The 18,098-nt window shown below is 39.7% G+C and carries 12 protein-coding genes, 1 tRNA gene and 1 CRISPR repeat array (1 of these 14 only partly in view); of the genes, 6 read left to right on the top strand and 7 right to left on the bottom strand.

Translation table 11 applies throughout. The features are described 5' to 3' along the window. Positions 1–2 precede the first annotated feature (2 nt). The 7 genes from ACIY14_RS08510 to ACIY14_RS08480 all read right to left on the bottom strand — a co-directional run bounded on the left by ACIY14_RS08510 (position 3) and on the right by ACIY14_RS08480 (position 8,049). Positions 3–74: transfer RNA gene (locus ACIY14_RS08510), tRNA-Glu, on the bottom strand. Positions 75–190: 116 nt separating this feature from the next. Continuing rightward, positions 191–625 (bottom strand): cytidine deaminase family protein, encoded by a 435-nt coding sequence (locus ACIY14_RS08505; protein ID WP_409002262.1) that lies wholly within the window; start codon positions 623–625, stop codon positions 191–193. Positions 626–637: 12 nt separating this feature from the next. Next, positions 638–2,098, bottom strand: coding sequence for a glutamate--tRNA ligase (gltX, locus tag ACIY14_RS08500; protein ID WP_409002261.1), 1,461 nt, complete (start codon positions 2,096–2,098; stop codon positions 638–640). 127 nt (positions 2,099–2,225) lie between these two features. Next, positions 2,226–3,575 (bottom strand): glucose-6-phosphate isomerase, encoded by a 1,350-nt coding sequence (locus ACIY14_RS08495; RefSeq protein ID WP_409002260.1) that lies wholly within the window; start codon positions 3,573–3,575, stop codon positions 2,226–2,228. A 170-nt stretch (positions 3,576–3,745) separates the two neighbouring features. Beyond that, complete coding sequence (locus tag ACIY14_RS08490; RefSeq protein WP_409002259.1) at positions 3,746–4,435, bottom strand: gamma-glutamyl-gamma-aminobutyrate hydrolase family protein; 690 nt, start codon at positions 4,433–4,435, stop codon at positions 3,746–3,748. Between the two features lie 139 nt (positions 4,436–4,574). Continuing rightward, complete coding sequence (locus tag ACIY14_RS08485; protein ID WP_409002258.1) at positions 4,575–6,341, bottom strand: ABC transporter ATP-binding protein; 1,767 nt, start codon at positions 6,339–6,341, stop codon at positions 4,575–4,577. A 1-nt stretch (position 6,342) separates the two neighbouring features. Beyond that, complete coding sequence (locus tag ACIY14_RS08480) at positions 6,343–8,049, bottom strand: ABC transporter ATP-binding protein (RefSeq protein WP_409002257.1); 1,707 nt, start codon at positions 8,047–8,049, stop codon at positions 6,343–6,345. A 206-nt stretch (positions 8,050–8,255) separates the two neighbouring features. Between ACIY14_RS08480 and ACIY14_RS08475 the strand changes: the two genes are divergently transcribed. The 6 genes from ACIY14_RS08475 (at position 8,256) to csn2 (ending at position 16,687) form a co-directional block, all read left to right on the top strand. Beyond that, the gene (locus ACIY14_RS08475) at positions 8,256–9,272 is read left to right on the top strand and encodes an NAD(P)H-dependent glycerol-3-phosphate dehydrogenase (RefSeq protein ID WP_409002256.1); all 1,017 of its coding nucleotides are present in this window, start codon (positions 8,256–8,258) and stop codon (positions 9,270–9,272) included. A gap of 22 nt (positions 9,273–9,294) precedes the next feature. Further along, complete coding sequence (galU, locus tag ACIY14_RS08470; protein ID WP_247917362.1) at positions 9,295–10,194, top strand: UTP--glucose-1-phosphate uridylyltransferase GalU; 900 nt, start codon at positions 9,295–9,297, stop codon at positions 10,192–10,194. Between the two features lie 371 nt (positions 10,195–10,565). After that, on the top strand, positions 10,566–14,828 hold the full coding sequence (gene cas9 / locus ACIY14_RS08465) for a type II CRISPR RNA-guided endonuclease Cas9 (protein ID WP_409002255.1): 4,263 nt from the start codon (positions 10,566–10,568) through the stop codon (positions 14,826–14,828). Further along, entirely contained in the window at positions 14,828–15,694 is an 867-nt protein-coding gene (cas1, locus tag ACIY14_RS08460) for a type II CRISPR-associated endonuclease Cas1 (RefSeq protein ID WP_409002254.1), read from the top strand. Before cas9 ends, cas1 begins: the two co-directional genes overlap by 1 nt. Continuing rightward, positions 15,691–16,035, top strand: a complete 345-nt coding sequence (gene cas2, locus ACIY14_RS08455; protein ID WP_409002253.1) for a CRISPR-associated endonuclease Cas2 — start codon at positions 15,691–15,693, stop codon at positions 16,033–16,035. Before cas1 ends, cas2 begins: the two co-directional genes overlap by 4 nt. Beyond that, positions 16,025–16,687 (top strand): type II-A CRISPR-associated protein Csn2, encoded by a 663-nt coding sequence (gene csn2, locus ACIY14_RS08450; RefSeq protein WP_409002252.1) that lies wholly within the window; start codon positions 16,025–16,027, stop codon positions 16,685–16,687. Before cas2 ends, csn2 begins: the two co-directional genes overlap by 11 nt. Before the next feature lie 90 nt (positions 16,688–16,777). Further along, a CRISPR array of direct repeats spans positions 16,778–18,098; the repeat unit is 36 nt; unit sequence GTTTTAGAGCTGTGTTGTTTCGAATGGTTCCAAAAC; it runs 695 nt beyond the window's last position.

The following is an 18,098-nucleotide window of genomic DNA, read 5'->3' as shown; positions in this document are numbered from 1 at the left end:
CATAGTCCGTACGGGATTCGAACCCGTGTTACCGCCGTGAAAAGGCGGTGTCTTAACCCCTTGACCAACGGACCTTGAGCTTTTCAACTCTTTCTATTATACCTACTTTTCCTACTTTGTCAAGAACTTTTTTCCTCTTTATCGAAATTCTGAAAAAATATTGGAAAAGAGCCAGTAAAACTGACTCCTTCTATTTATCTCGCCAATTAGTCGCACGTTCCTCTCCCCACCAGTATGGGATCAACTCGACAGCTTTGATTGTTTTTCTTGTTTTGTAGTCCATCATGAACTCTGCTTCTTTATTTTCAGCATTCAGTTCTAAGAGGAATTCTCTGCATGCACCACAGGGCATACCGGATCCTCCGCCATAGGGTGGCTTATCTCGAAAGGCGAGGATTTTCTTAACTTTAGTTTGTCCTGAAAATTGATACATATTGAAGAGAGCTGCTCGTTCTGCACAGAGATGAAAAACGCCACAAGTGCCCTCCATACAAAATCCTGTGAAGATTTGACCATCTTCTGCTTCTACCGCAGCAACGACATGGTTAGCATAAACAAAGTCAGAAACTTCGTGGGGATTGTATAAGGTCCGTGCTTCTTCATACATCTTTTCCCAGATATCCATCTGCAGTCCTTCTTATTTAGAAATCTCTTTCAGCATGTTTTCAATATGCTGGATTGATTTTTCACGTCCGAGTAAGAAAATGGTATCTGGCAATTCTGGTCCATGCATTTCACCTGATACAGCAATTCGAATAGGCATGAAGAGATTTTTCCCTTTAATACCTGTTTCTTTTTGAACTGCTTTGATTTGTGGGAAGATGTTTTCTGTCACAAATTCTTCATCTGTCATTGCTTCTAGTTTCGCTTTGAAGGCTTCTAGAACAACCGGAACGGTTTCTCCTGCCATAACCTCGCGCTCAGCATTTGTCAACTCTGGGAAATCTGCAAAGAAAAGATCTGTCAACGGAACAATTTCGTCCACTGACTTCATTTGTGGCTTGTAGAGTTCAACCAATTTCTCAGCCTTGTCGGTCAAGCGTCCTGCTTCTTCCAAGAATGGTTTGGCCATAGCAAAGATAGTGGCAAAATCTGCTCTCTTGATGTAGTCGTTGCTCATCCAGTCTAGTTTCTTCTGATCGAAGGCTGCTGGTGACTTGCTGAGACGATTTTCATCAAAGAGCTTAATCAATTCCTCACGTGAGAAAATTTCATCTTCGCCACCTGGGTTCCAACCAAGAAGAGCGATAAAGTTAAAAACTGCTTCTGGCAAATAGCCTTTTTTACGGTAGTCTTCGATAAACTGAAGAGTGTTGGTGTCGCGTTTAGACAATTTTTTACCCGTTTCAGAGTTGATGATCAAAGTCATGTGACCGAACTCTGGAGCTTCCCAACCAAGAGCCTCATAAACCATAAGCTGTTTTGGGGTGTTGGCAATGTGGTCATCTCCACGGATAACATGAGAAATTTGCATATCGTGATCATCAATCACAACAGCAAAATTGTAAGTTGGGTAACCGTCTTTCTTTTGAATAACCCAGTCACCACCGATATTGCCACCTTCAAACTCGATATCACCTTTGACTATATCGTGCCATTTGTAGATACCAGACTCATTGACAGCCAAACGGACAGTTGGGATGATACCAGCTGCTTCACGTTCTGCAATGTAAGCCGCCTTTTCTTCTTCGCTCATGCCAAGATATTCATTGATGTAGCGTGGTGTTTCGCCAGCTGCTTCTTGGCGTTCGCGCTCAGCTGCCAACTCTTCTTCTGTAACGTAAGATTTGTAGGCTTTTCCTTCAGCTAGCAATTGGTCGATGTATTTTTGATAGAGTTCCAAACGCTCTGATTGGCGATAGTTTTCATGAGTTTCTGGACTTTCATCCCAATCCATTCCTAACCAACGAAGATTTTCAAGCTGTGAACGTTCTCCATCCTCAACATGGCGTTTACGGTCAGTATCTTCGATACGAATGATAAAAGTTCCACCATGATGGCGTGCGTAAAGGTAGTTAAACAATGCTGTACGGGCATTTCCGATGTGTAGTAGTCCGGTCGGACTTGGTGCGTAGCGTACGCGGATATCTTTTGACATAGTTTCTCCTATAAAGTCTCTAGGCGTCTGCCTTTGTGCTTTCTATATTATATCACAAGTCTCGCCTGAGTCCAATTTCTACGGATAAAGAGAGTAAAAAGAGTGGTCAGGCCACTCTTTTCTTTTATTATAGACGTGCGTTAAGCTCTTTACTCAATTCTTCAAATCCTGGTTTTCCAAGAAGGGCAAACATGTTGCGTTTGTATGCTTCAACACCTGGTTGGTCAAATGGGTTGATGGCATTCAAGTAACCTGAAAGGGCGATAGCCAATTCGAAGAAGTAGATAGTGTAACCAAGAGTGAAAGCGTCTTGCTCTGGAAGAGTCACGTACATGTTTGGTACATCACCATCTGTGTGGGCAAGAAGAACACCGTCAGTTGCTTTTTTGTTTACAAAGTCAACGTCTTTTCCTTGAAGGTAACCAAGTCCGTCAAGGTCTTCTTCCAAGCTAGGGATAATCACGTTCTTACGAGGTTTGTCAACACGGACAACTGTTTCAAACATGATACGAGTTCCTTCTTGGATAAATTGACCAAGTGAGTGCAAGTCAGTTGAGAAGTTGGCTGAAGTTGGGTAGATACCTTTTTGGTCTTTTCCTTCTGATTCACCAGCCAATTGTTTCCACCATTCTGAGAAGTATTGAAGTGATGGCTCGTAGTTTACCAAGATCTCAGTTGCATAGCCTTTACGGTAAAGAATGTTACGAACTGCTGCGTATTGGTAAGCTTCGTTTTCAGAGATTTTATCTGAAGTGTAGTCTTTGCGAGCTGCGTTAGCACCTTCCATAAGGGCTTTAATGTCAGCTCCTGATGCAGCGATTGGAAGCAAACCAACAGCTGTCAATACTGAGAAGCGTCCACCGATGTCATCTGGAACAACAAATGTTTCCCAACCGTTAGCATCTGCTTCAACCTTAACAGCACCTTTTTGGCGGTCAGTTGTTGCATAGATACGTTTGTTGGCTTCTTCTTGTCCGTATTTCTTAACCAAGAGTTCTTTGAAGACACGGAAAGCGATAGCTGGTTCAGTTGTTGTACCTGATTTAGAAATCACGTTTACTGAGAAGTCTTTGTCAGCTACGTACTCTACCAAGTCAGCAAGGTAAGTAGATGAGATTGAGTTTCCTGCGTAAAGGATTTGTGGAGCTTTGCGTTCTTCTTTTGTTTGCAAGTTTGCAAAGTGGTGGTTCAAGAAGTCGATCGCTGCTTTAGCACCAAGGTAAGATCCACCGATACCGATAACAACCAAAATATCGCTGTCTGATTTGATTTGCTCAGCAGCTTTCAAGATGCGGTCAAATTCTTCGCGGTCGTAGTTTTCAGGAAGGTCCAACCATCCCAAGAAGTCGCTACCAGCACCAGTTCCTTTACGGATCAATTCATCTGCTGCTGTTACTTGTGATTGCATGTACTCCACTTCATGCGGTGCAACAAATTTGTCTAAAACTTTTGAATAATCAAATTTAATATGTGACATGTTATTCCTCCAATATTTCTTCTTTTCTATCATAACGCTTACCTTCGTTTTTTTCAAGTTTTTTTGTCGAATTTCTCCAATTTTTATCAGAATTCAAACGTTTGCGTAAAAACCCCGCATTCCAAAAATTTTGAAATAATAAAAGAAAGAACGACTAGATGTTCCAGTCGTTACAGTTCATTCAATAAATACTCAAATAATTCTAAATTACCGTCTTCTTCATTAACCAGAAACTCTGGATGCCACTGTAAACCGATAATGCGATGTCCGTCAATAGACTCAATCGCTTCGATGGTCTGGTCTCTTGGATCAATAGCTGTCACACGGAAATTAGGCGCCAGGTCTTTGATACTTTGACGATGGACTGAGTTGACCTGGCTTTCTTTGCCGAACAACTTAGCCACCACGCTTCCTTCCACTGTCTCAATAGAATGAGATGTTCCAAAAGGCAAGCCTTGCCAGTGACCCTCAATTTCTTGGTGGAGGGTGCCGCCAAAAGCAACATTGACAAGCTGAACACCACGACAGATTGCCATAATTGGTTTATTCTGACGGAGCGCTTCTTTCAAGAGAGCTAGTTCAAACTCATCGCGTACAAGGTTATAATCATCGCTCTCAATGGTCTTTTTCTCCCCATAAAACTGGGGATGGACGTTTTGCCCACCTGTCAAGATGAGTTTGTCAATCATTTCTACATAATCGCGAACAATGGACTCATCCCCTACAGGAATCACTAAAGGGAGACCGCCGACTTGACGAATGCTCTCTGCAAATTTACAGGATACAGATGAGTGAATGTTTTTCCCTTCTGCATCTACAGGACATAGGTTTGCAGCAACTCCTACAACCGTTCTAGCCATGATGTGTCTCCTTTCGATTTTCTTGCGACAGTCTTATCTTATCACTCCAATCCTTTCCTGTCTAATATGTTTTTTTAAAGACCGTGATAAGTATTTTTTATGGACAAGAAAAAGCTGCCCAACGAGGACAACTTCTTTTTTATTCGAAGACAAATTGATTATGATACAGTTCCGAGTAGAAACCGCCGAGTTTGAGCAACTCGTGATGATTTCCACGTTCAATGACCTCTCCATCTTTGAGGACAATAATCTGATCAGCATTGAGGATGGTCTTCAAACGGTGGGCAATGACAAAACTGGTTCGACCTGCTACAACCGCCTCCATTGCATGTTGAATCTTGCTTTCTGTTACGGTATCGACATTGGAAGTCGCTTCGTCTAAGATTAGGACTTGAGGATCTGTCATCAAGGTCCGAGCGATGGAAATCAATTGTTTCTGCCCAGTCGAGAAGATATTTTGCTCATCATCAATAAGGGTATCATACTTATCAGGCAAGCTTTCGATGTAGTCATGAATATGAGTTGCCTTGGCAGCTGCTTCGACCATTTCCTGACTGGCATCTGGCACACCAAAGCGGATATTGTCCCGAATTGTTCCACTAAACAAGACCGAATCCTGCAAGACAATCCCGACCTTGCTCCGCAGACTGTCCAAGTCGTAGTCACGGATGTCTTTCCCATCAAAGGAAATGCTACCTGCATCCACATCGTAGAAACGATTAATGAGGTTCATGATGGTTGTTTTCCCCGAACCAGTCGGACCGACAACTGCTATCATCTGCCCTTTAGGGGCTGAAATGCTAACATCTTTTAAAATCGGCTTGTCTGGCGCATAAGAGAAATCAATATGGCTGATCTCAACACCTTCTCTCAATTCCGTAAAGGCAGGGGCATTTTGCGGACGGATTTCTTCTTCTGCATCGAACATTTCTTGAATACGATCCGCCCCAGTAAAGGCCAACTGGAGGCTACCCCAACTCGCAGCTACCTGGATAATCGGCTGGTAGTACTGCTGAGAAAATTGGGTAAACATGACAATCAAACCTAGGGCTGTCGTTGTTTCGATACTTGGATCCTTCAGCAAGACAGCCGAACCTGCAAAAATGACGATAGCCGTATTGACTAAACTCATCCCATTCATAACTGGAAAGAGGATGCCTGAGAACATTCTCCCTTTAAAGGTTGCCTTGCGCACGCGCTCATTTTGCTCCACAAAGCCTGCTACGATGTCATCCTGAATCCCTTGTACGATAACAGCTTTCTGCCCAGAAATACTCTCGTCCATGTAGGCGTTGAGTTTCCCAACCTCTTTTTGCTGGAGATTGGTGTACTTGCGGGCCATTTTCACGATGAAGACCAACATGAGAAAGGCTACTGGGGTGCTAGCTACTGTTATCAGGGCTAGTGTCACATTTCTTGAAAACATGACAAAGATCAAACCGATGTAAAGAGCAATATTGCTCATGACCTGAACTAGACTTTCATTGAAGGCTTGAAGAATGTTGTCCAAGTCACTAGTGAAGCGAGAGAGGATATCGCCATCCTGATGGCGGTCAAAGAAAGAAACCGTCAAACGAGAAAGTTTGCCAAAGAGGCCCTTACGCATCTCATTTGTTGACTCAGCAATCACACGGGTCATAAAGGTCATGTAAATCAAACTGGATACTACTAAGGCGAGGACAACCAGAGCTAGATTCAGCATCAGAGCTGATAAACTCTGCCAGGCTAGTTCGGAAGTCCCATTTTGATAAGCCAGAACCAGATTAGCGAGCTCCGTGACTGCTTGGCCTGAAAAAACAGGAAAGAGGGCTTGGGCAATCGTCGCAACTGCAACCATCAGAATCACAATGACAAAGGAGAACTTGTAAACTTTAAAATAATTCCAGAAAAATCGAACGGTTTTCATTTTATTCCTCCTTTCCCTTTTGTGTTTCGTAGATTTCGCGGTAGACGGCATTGTTAGCTACCAAGTCTGCATGCCGTCCTTCTCCAATCAAAAGCCCTTGATCCAAGACCAAAATCTTATCCGCATGGACGACTGAACTGATCTTTTGAGCGATGATAATGGTTGTTGTCCCTTTCAGATCTTTATTCAAAGCTTCCTGCACGAGTCTTTCTGACTTGGCATCCAAGGCTGAAGTCGAATCGTCAAAAATCAGGATACGGGGATTGCTGACAATCCCACGGGCAATCGACATCCGTTGCTTTTGTCCACCAGAAAAGTTGGTGCCACGTTCTTCGACCTGACTCTCAAATTTGTTTTCCATGCGTCCGATAAATTCACTGGCTTGGGCAATCCGTGCTGCACGTTCCATTTCTGACAAGCTGGCATTGCCTTTTCCTTGACGCAGATTGTCTGCAATGGTTCCACTAAAGAGTATAGCACGTTGCAAGACGATGGAAACTGTTTTACGCAAGGTTCCCTCGCTGACGTCTCGAATATCCTTGCCACCAATCTTGATAGATCCCTCCTGTGGATCAAAAAGTCGTGGAATTAACTGAGCTAGAGTGGACTTCCCTGCTCCAGTCGCCCCAACCACACCGACCATCTGACCAGGCGCAATTTCAAAGGTTACATTCTTCAGCATAGGCTCATCATCATTAGGATAGGTGAAGGTCACATTTTCAAAAGAGAGACTTCCTTCTAACTCTTCGTCTGGGAGATCTTTAAAGGTCATCGCTGGCTCAGTATCTAGAATTTCACGGATACGACGCAAGGAAATCATGGCACGGCTGACAGAATTTCCTAAAAATCCAACCATGATGATGGTAAAGATAATCTGGCTGAGATAATTGATAAAGGAAGCAATCGAGCCCACTACAGACGGATCTGACTGAGCCATTCCGGCCACCAGCCAGATAGAGAGAAAGACAGCCCCATAGCCGACTAGCATCATAACAGGTTCTATAACCGAGAAGGCATAACCGATATAAAGGTTTTGACCGAGAAGTTCATCAGAAACCTCGGTAAATTTGGTAAACTGTGCTTTTTCTTGTACAAAGGATTTGACTACACGTACACCACGTAGATTTTCTTTTGCAATAGCATTAATCCGTTCAAGAAGGGTTTGAAACTTGGCAAATCGTGGTCCCATCATTCCCATCATAATGGCAGTTAGTGCAAAGATTAGGAGCACCATGAGGACAATTACCCACCAAAGTGATGGAAGAGTGTGAACCGCCAAGATAAAGGAACCGATAAAGAGAAGAGGGAGACGGAAAAGAATTTGAAAAGCCATCATCACCACGTTCTGAATTTGGTTGATATCATTGGTCATACGGACGACAAGGTTGCCGGCATTAAACTGCTCGATATTAGCATAAGAAAAAGTCTGGATCTTGCGAAAGGCGTCTTCCCGAAGATCCGAAGACACCCCTTGAGCAATATAAGCCGCAAGTGTCACATTGACCCCACCTGCAACCAGACCGACTAGGGCTACTCCTATCAACCAGACACCAATGCTATAGATAGCCTCATGTTGGCCTGCCAACAAAGCCTCTAACACCTCTTGCAAATAGCGCGGTTGCAAGAGAGAACTCGCAACCATCAAGCCTGTCATCACTAGGGATGCCAAGGCCTGCCATTTATAGGTTTTTAATTTTTTAATGAGCATATTTCCTCCTAATAAAATAGATAAAGGGAGCGACATCCTGCGTCAGCTCCTTCTCATTCGTTCATATTGATGCTATTCTAGCAAAAAAGAGGAATCTTGTCAAAGAAGTCTCCTTATTACAAATTAGTGCGCTTTCATATACAGGTGATGCATGAAAAGGCTTTTTATGGTAAAATGAAAGGAAGAACTCTTACAAGGAGGAAAAGATGAAGAAACAAACCATCGCTGTCTTGGGTCCTGGTTCTTGGGGGACCGCCCTTTCGCAGGTCCTAAACGACAATGGACACGAGGTTCGAATTTGGGGAAATATTTCTGACCAGATCGATGAAATCAATAACCAACATACAAACAAACGCTATTTCAAAGATATCCTACTCGACGAAAAGATCAAAGCCTATCATGACTTGGAAGAAACACTAAAGGATGTGGATGCTGTTTTATTTGTGGTCCCAACAAAAGTAACGAGACTGGTTGCCCAACAAGTAGCAAAGGTGCTTGATCACAAGGTTATCATCATGCATGCCTCCAAAGGATTGGAACCAGATAGCCACAAACGTCTATCAACCATTCTTGAAGAGGAAATCCCAGCTGACCTTCGCAGTGATATCGTCGTTGTTTCAGGACCGAGCCATGCTGAGGAAACTATTGTACGGGATATTACCTTGATTACAGCAGCCTCTAAAGACCTCGAAACTGCTCAGTACGTCCAAAATCTCTTTAGCAATCACTACTTCCGCCTCTATACAAATACGGACGTTATCGGGGTTGAAACCGCTGGTGCTCTTAAAAACATCATCGCAGTTGGTGCTGGTGCATTACATGGACTAGGGTTTGGCGACAATGCCAAGGCGGCTATCATTGCACGTGGCTTGGCAGAAATCACCCGTCTAGGTGTTGCTCTCGGAGCTAATCCTCTGACTTATAGCGGTCTTTCTGGAGTTGGGGATTTGATTGTAACGGGAACATCTGTCCACTCTCGTAACTGGAGGGCCGGTAATGCTCTCGGTCGTGGAGAATCCCTCGCAGACATTGAGGCTAATATGGGCATGGTCATTGAAGGCATTTCAACAACTCGAGCAGCTTACGAACTGGCTCAGGAATTGGGTGTCTACATGCCGATCACACAGGCTATTTACCGAGTTATCTACGAAGGTGTCAATATCAAAGAAGCAATCACTGACATCATGAGCAATGAATTTAAAGCAGAAAACGAATGGTCATAGACCTTTATAGAAAGGAACATTTATGAAACAACAAGTCAGAAAAGCAGTCATCCCTGCCGCTGGATTGGGAACTCGTTTCCTCCCAGCAACCAAGGCCTTGGCCAAGGAAATGTTGCCAATCGTAGACAAGCCAACTATCCAGTTTATCGTTGAAGAAGCCCTCAAATCTGGTATCGAAGACATTTTGGTTGTTACTGGTAAGTCAAAACGTTCCATTGAGGACCACTTCGACTCAAACTTCGAATTGGAATACAACCTCAAAGAAAAAGGGAAAACAGATCTTTTAAAGCTAGTTGATGAAACAACTGGCATGCGCCTACATTTTATCCGCCAAACTCATCCACGTGGTCTCGGCGATGCCGTTTTGCAAGCCAAGGCTTTCGTTGGAAATGAACCCTTTATCGTTATGCTTGGTGATGACTTGATGGATATCACCAACGAAAAGGCTGTTCCGCTCACCAAACAACTCATGGATGACTACGAGCGTACCCACGCGTCTACTATCGCTGTTATGCCAGTCCCTCATGACGAAGTATCTGCTTACGGGGTTATTGCTCCGCAAGGCGAAGGAAAAGACGGCCTTTACAGCGTTGAAACCTTCGTTGAAAAACCAGCGCCAGAGGACGCTCCTAGCGACCTTGCTATCATCGGACGCTACCTCCTCACGCCTGAAATTTTCCAAATCCTCGAGAACCAAGCTCCAGGTGCAGGAAATGAAATTCAGCTGACAGATGCAATCGACACCCTCAATAAAACACAACGTGTATTTGCTCGTGAGTTCAAAGGGGCTCGTTACGATGTTGGAGACAAGTTTGGCTTTATGAAAACATCCATCGACTACGCTCTCAAACACCCACAAGTCAAAGACGACTTGAAAGACTACCTCATCCAACTCGGAAAAGAGTTAGCTGAGGGGGAATAGAAGAACAGTTCATATAAAAAAAGAACTAGGATAGTTAATTATCCCAGTTCTTTTTATTTTGTATTTCTATCATCTCAAACATATAAACCAACAAAAGGAAATCGTATTTCTCAGTTAACCTACTTACAAGCCCCATCGAATTGATCTCGAATTTTATGAAAGCGCTACAATATTATTTGTTTTTTTATAAAAATAGGAGTACAATGAGTTAGTATAATAAAATAAAAAGCACCGAATCGGTGCGCATTACTGATTATGGATAACCATATTTTAACTCAAAAGAAAAATCTTTTGGCTGTGTTGTTTCGAATAGTTCCAACACAGATATTATATAAAAAATAAAATCGAAAATCAAGACAAGGAGTAGTTTTATGGCAAAATTTAATAAGAATTATTCAATCGGCTTAGATATAGGTGTATCATCCGTCGGTTATGCCGTTATAACTGAAGATTATCGAGTACCTGCTTTTAGATTTAAAGTTTTAGGTAATACAGAAAAAGAAAAAATAAAGAAGAATTTAATCGGATCTACCACCTTTGTACCCGCTCAATCAGCTCAAGGAACTCGGGTATTTCGTGTCAATCGCCGCAGAATTGATAGAAGAAATCATCGAATTGCCTATTTACGGGATATTTTTCAAAAAGAAATTGAAAAAGTTGATAAAAATTTTTATCGTAGATTAGACGAAAGTTTTAGGGTACTTGGTGATAAAAGTGAGGACCTACAGATAAAACAGCCATTTTTTGGTGATAAAGAACTAGAGACTGCCTATCACAAGAAATACCCTACGATTTACCATTTACGAAAACACTTAGCTGATGCAGATAAAAACTCTCCTGTAGCCGATATTCGCGAAGTTTACATGGCCTTATCACATATTTTAAAGTATAGGGGGCATTTTTTAACGTTAGATAAGATTAATCCTAATAATATCAATATGCAAAACTCTTGGATTGATTTCATTGAATCTTGTCAAGAAGTTTTCGATTTGGAAGTCTCTGAAGAATCTAAAACCATAGCAAATATATTTAAGTCAAGTAATAATAGACAAGATAAAGTTAAAGGTATACTATCCTATTTTCCAAAAGAGCTTGAAAATAAGGATAAAAGTATTTTTAAACAACTATTACAGCTATTATTTGGTTTAAAAACGAAATTCAAAGATTGTTTTGAATTAGAGGAAGAACCGGACCTTAATTTCTCCAAAGAAAACTATGATGAAAATCTAGAAAATCTTCTTGGTACATTAGAAGAAGACTTTTCAGATGTGTTTGCTAAATTAAAAATATTACGTGATACTATCCTTTTATCTGATATGCTAACGTATACTGGAGCAACTCATGCCCGTTTTTCTGCTACTATGATTGAAAGATACGAGGAACACCGTAAAGATTTGCAACGTTTCAAATCTTTTGTTAAACAAAATCTATCTGAGCAAGATTACTTAGATATCTTTGGCAGAAAAACACCAGATGGATTTGATGTAGATAAAGAAACAAAGGGATATGTTGGATACATATCTAATAAGATGGTATTAACTAGTCCACAGAAACAAAAAACAATACAACAAAATTTTTATGACTATATTAGTGGGAAAATCACTGGTATTGAAGGGGCAGAATATTTTCTTAATAAAATATCAGACGGAACCTTTTTAAGAAAACTCCGTACAACTGATAATGGAGCTGTTCCTAATCAAATTCACGCTTATGAACTAGAAAAGATTATAGATAGACAAGGAAGAGATTATCCTTTTCTGCTAGAAAACAAAGATAAATTACTATCTATCTTGACATTTAAAATCCCTTATTATGTTGGTCCTCTGTCAAAAGGAAATAATAGTAGATTTGCTTGGATTAAACGAACGATTAGCCAAGATATTTTAGATAATAACGATGAAGATACTAGAAATGGTAAAATACGTCCTTGGAACTATCATAAACTGATAAATATGGATGAAACTAGAGATGCATTCATCACCAATCTAATAGGAAATGATATTATTCTCTTAAATGAAAAAGTGTTACCAAAACGTAGTTTGATCTATGAAGAAGTCATGCTCCAAAATGAACTAACTCGGGTCAAGTATAAAGACAAATATGGGAAAACTCACTTTTTCGATTCTGAGCTCCGACAAGAAATAATCAATAACTTATTTAAAACGAATAGTAAACGTGTTAGTTCTGCAATGCTCCTTGATTACTTGGAGAATTACACAAATTTACAAGCGGTTGAGATTGTTTCAGGAATTGAAAAAGGCAAATCCCTTAATTCGACTTTAAAAACATATAATGATTTAAAAACTATTTTTTCAGAGGAGCTACTCGATTCTGAAATCTATCAAAAAGAGTTAGAAGAGATTGTCAAAGTTATTACTGTTTTTGATGATAAAAAATCTATTAAAAACTACCTTACAAAATATTTTGGACATCTTGAATTTTTAAATGAGGAGAGAATTAATCAACTCTCAAAATTACGCTATACCGGCTGGGGACGTTATTCCGCTAAGTTATTATTAGACATTCGCGACGAGGATACAGGTTTTAATTTAATGCAGTTCCTTCGAAACGATGATGAAAATCGTAATTTATCTCAGCTCATATCTGACAGCACTTTATCCTTTGATTCTGCTATCAAATCCATTCAATCTAAATCAACTGTTGAAGATGATGTATTTGACGAAATTAAAAAATTGGCTGGTAGTCCAGCTATCAAACGAGGAATTTTAAATAGTATTAAAATTGTTGATGAACTGGTTCAAATTATAGGATATCCACCCCAAAATATCGTTATTGAAATGGCTCGTGAAAATATGACTACTGAAGAGGGGCAAAAAAAGGCAAAAACTCGTAAAACTAAATTAGAATCTGCACTAAAAAATATTGAAAATAGTGTATTAGAAAATGGGAAGGTTCCTCTTTCAGACGAACAACTACAATCTGAGAAATTATATTTATACTATCTTCAAAATGGAAAGGACATGTACTCCCTAGATAAAACCGGAAGTCCTTCTCCCTTATACAGAGACCAGCTCGATCAATACGAAGTCGACCATATTATCCCCTATAGCTTTTTACCAATTGATTCGATTGATAATAAAGTATTAACACATAGGGAAAACAATCAAAGAAAGTTGAATAATATACCAGACAAAGAGACGGTTGCTAATATGAAACCTTTCTGGGAGAAATTATATAATGCCAAGCTAATTTCTCAAACGAAATATCAAAGATTAACTACTAGTGAACGAACTCCTGATGGTGTTCTGACTGAGAGCATGAAAGCTGGCTTTATTGAACGTCAATTAGTCGAAACACGACAAATTATAAAACACGTTGCTCGCATACTAGACAATCGTTTTTCAGACACCAAAATCATTACTTTAAAATCTCAACTAGTTACCAATTTTAGAAATACCTTTCATATTGCCAAAATACGTGAACTGAATGATTATCACCATGCTCACGATGCTTATCTAGCTGTTGTTGTAGGCCAAACTCTTCTTAAAGCCTATCCAAAACTAGCTCCTGAATTGATATATGGCCACCATGCTCACTTTAATCGGCATGAGGAGAATAAAGCAACGATAAGAAAGTATCTCTATTCTAACATCATGAGGTTCTTTAATAATCCAGATTCTAAAGTTAGTAAAGACATTTGGGATTGTAATAGGGACTTGCCAATCATAAAAGATATCATCTACAATTCTCAAGTCAACTTTGTCAAACGTACAATGATTAAAAAAGGAGCGTTTTATAATCAAAATCCTGTTGGAAAATTTAATAAACAAATTGCTGCCAATAATCGCTATCCACTAAAAACAAAAGTTTCATCTTTAGATACTTCCATATATGGAGGTTATGGACCAATGAATTCTGCCTTATCTATTATCATAATTGCAGAGCGATTTAATAAAAAGAAAGGTAAAATAGAAACTGTAAAAGAATTCCATGACATTTTTATTATAGATTATAAAAAATTTAATAATAATCCATTTCAATTCTTAAATGATACTTCAGAAAATGGTTTTCTTAAAAAGAATAATATAAATCGTGTTCTAGCCTTCTATAGAATTCCAAAATATTCACTAATGCAGAAAAATGATGGAACAAGGATGCTATTTGAAAGCAAGTCAAACCTTCATAAAGCTACCCAATTTAAATTAACAAAAACTCAAAATGAACTGTTTTTCCATATGAAACGACTTTTGACTAAATCGAATTTGATGGATTTAAAATCTGAAAGCGCAATAAAGGAAAGTCAAAATTTTATACAGACTCATCAGAATGAGTTTGATAATATTGCGGATCGTTTATCAAATTATTCACAAAAGATGTTAGGTGAAACTAAGTCATTGCAAACTCTCATCAATGGATATAATGAAAGACCGATCAAACAAATTGATAATAACGAGGAGACAATTCGTTATTATTATGATAATTTTATAAAAATGTTTAGTTTTGTAAAGAGTGGTGCTCCAAAAGATATCATTAATTTCTTTAATGATAAATACACAGTACCAAGAATGCGTCCGAAGCCGGATAGAAAAATGCTTGACGCCACCCTCATCCACCAATCCATCACTGGTCTCTACGAGACTCGGATTGACTTAAGCAAACTGGGAGAAGACTGATGGGATGGAGAACCGTTGTTGTCAATACACATTCAAAGCTTTCTTACAAAAATAATCACTTGATTTTTAAAGATGCCTCTCGGACAGAGTTAATTCACCTATCCGAGGTGGACATCCTGCTTTTGGAGACGACGGATATCGTTCTCTCCACTATGCTGATAAAACGTTTGGTGGATGAAAATATCCTGGTCATCTTTTGTGATGATAAACGCTTGCCAACGGCCTACTTAATGCCTTACTATGGTCGACACGATTCCAGTTTGCAACTCTCTCGGCAAATCTCATGGTGCGAGGAGGCTAAAGCACAAGTTTGGACCACCATTATTGCACAAAAAATTCTCAATCAGGCTTTTTATCTGGGGAGTTGTGGTTTTCTGGAAAAGAGCCAGTCCGTCATCGATCTCTATCATGGATTAGATCTATTTGATCCTAGTAACCGTGAGGGACACGCAGCTCGTATTTATTTCAACACCTTGTTTGGAAATGATTTCAGCCGTGAGCAAGATAGTGATATCAATGCTGCCTTGGACTACGGCTACACCTTGATTTTGAGTATGTTTGCGCGTGAGATTGTGTTGTCTGGCTGCATGACTCAGTTTGGATTGAAACATGCTAATCAGTTTAATCAATTCAACCTAGCTAGTGATATTATGGAGCCTTTTCGTCCTATTATTGACAGAATCGTCTATGAAAATCGAAACAGTTCTTTTGTCAAAATCAAACGAGAGCTTTTTACCATTTTCTCAGATACCTTCCACTATAATGGTAAAGATATGTACCTGTCCAATATCATCAGCGACTATACTAAGAAAGTCATCCAAGCTCTCAATCAACCTGAAAAAGGAGTTCCTGAGTTTAGGATATGAGTTATCGATATATGCGTATGATTTTAATGTTTGATATGCCAGTTGATACCGTAGAGGAACGTAAGGCCTATCGAAAATTTCGGAAGTTCCTCATAGACGAGGGATTTATCATGCACCAATTCTCCATCTATAGCAAGCTCTTGCTCAACAACTCTGCTAATAACGCCATGATTGAACGCCTTAAAACTCATAATCCTAAAAAAGGCAATATTACCCTCTTAACCGTTACAGAAAAGCAGTTTTCTCGCATGATTTACTTAAATGGCGAGCGAAATACCAGCGTAGCAAACTCCGACGCACGCTTGGTCTTTCTAGGAGAGGAGCCTCGATATGAAGATTAATTTCCCGCTATTGGATGAACCATTAGCTATTGAAAATGCAACCTTTTTAGTGTTGGAAGACCAGTTTACCTTTTCAACTATCGTCAAGCAATTCTACCAATATACTGATGATGGGGAGTTGAAGTTGTTTGATAGAAATCTAAAAGCACTGAAAGAGTCCGAGTTACTAGTGATAACGGATGTCTTAGGATACAATCTCAACTCACCTGCCATGCTCAAGCTGATACATACTGATTTAGAAAATCAACTCAATGACAAGCCCGAAGTCAAGTCCATGATTGAAAAGTTGGTTGCTACGATTACAGAATTGCTGGCATTTGAGTGTTTGGAAAACGAGTTAGACCTAGAGTATGATGAAATTACTATTCTAGAGTTAATCGATGCACTTGGTGTCAAAGTCGAAACCTTGAGTGATACACCTTTTGAAAAGATGCTAGAAATTGTCCAGGTTTTTAAATATCTTTCGAAAAAGAAACTCCTTGTTTTCATCAATGCATCCGCCTATCTATCAAAGGATGAGTTAGTAAATCTGATAGAGTATATCCAACTCAATCAACTAAGAGTTTTATTTATCGAACCTCGAAAAGTCTATGATTTCCCGCAGTATGTGATGGATCAAGACTATTTCTTGAACCCTGAAAATATGGTATAATAAGGGTAACAATTGGAACCTGACGAGCTGAAGTCTGGCTGGGACGAATGGCGCGATTACGAAATTTCGTGAGAAAAATTTTTCTACGAGGTTTTAGAGCTGTGTTGTTTCGAATGGTTCCAAAACTAAGGGGGCTAAGAAGCAAATCACAGTTGCGTTTTAGAGCTGTGTTGTTTCGAATGGTTCCAAAACTAGGTTGTCACCATCAATTTTCTCATGGGTGTTTTAGAGCTGTGTTGTTTCGAATGGTTCCAAAACTCTTCCTTGACTTGCTTTTTGACAGCTAATGTTTTAGAGCTGTGTTGTTTCGAATGGTTCCAAAACAAATCAACTTGATCATATACAGATACTTTTGTTTTAGAGCTGTGTTGTTTCGAATGGTTCCAAAACTGCTTTTATTAAAGCGAATCCAACTGAGTGGTTTTAGAGCTGTGTTGTTTCGAATGGTTCCAAAACCGTATCTAGCCATAATGGATACGACATTACGTTTTAGAGCTGTGTTGTTTCGAATGGTTCCAAAACGTATGGCGAAACTCATGGCTATAAGTATGAGTTTTAGAGCTGTGTTGTTTCGAATGGTTCCAAAACCCTGACACGCAGCAAACGATCAAACAATGAGTTTTAGAGCTGTGTTGTTTCGAATGGTTCCAAAACTCCTTTTCACCCTTAGTCCAAGGACTGTCTGTTTTAGAGCTGTGTTGTTTCGAATGGTTCCAAAACTTTGATGACTTCAACGAATTTAGTGCCTTCGTTTTAGAGCTGTGTTGTTTCGAATGGTTCCAAAACTAGAAAGGAGTAATCAATGCAGATTACAAGGTTTTAGAGCTGTGTTGTTTCGAATGGTTCCAAAACTATTGGTCGTACATTTTATTTAAGACAACTGTTTTAGAGCTGTGTTGTTTCGAATGGTTCCAAAACCATATTCACTCCCTTTTCCACTTCATCGATGTTTTAGAGCTGTGTTGTTTCGAATGGTTCCAAAACCGAACAATCTTTGAAGGTGTTAAAAAACAAGTTTTAGAGCTGTGTTGTTTCGAATGGTTCCAAAACTCTGTATAAACACCAAATTGTCTGAAAACTGTTTTAGAGCTGTGTTGTTTCGAATGGTTCCAAAACATCAAACAGTAAAGGTATTCAAACTTCTTTGTTTTAGAGCTGTGTTGTTTTGAATGGTTCCAAAACTTAGTCCTCTTATACTCTGCAAATGATTCTGTTTTAGAGCTGTGTTGTTTCGAATGGTTCCAAAACCCTTAACTATGTAAGATTTATCCGGCCCGTGTTTTAGAGCTGTGTTGTTTCGAATGGTTCCAAAACACCTGTTAAATCCGTTGCATTGATACCAATGTTTTAGAGCTGTGTTGTTTCGAATGGTTCCAAAACAAAGTACGAAGACCATATTGAACTAATGCAG

The organism is Streptococcus sp. ST16, from assembly GCF_046098135.1.
In the GTDB taxonomy this organism is placed as follows: domain Bacteria; phylum Bacillota; class Bacilli; order Lactobacillales; family Streptococcaceae; genus Streptococcus.
This window is presented reverse-complemented; position numbering and strand designations above follow the sequence as displayed.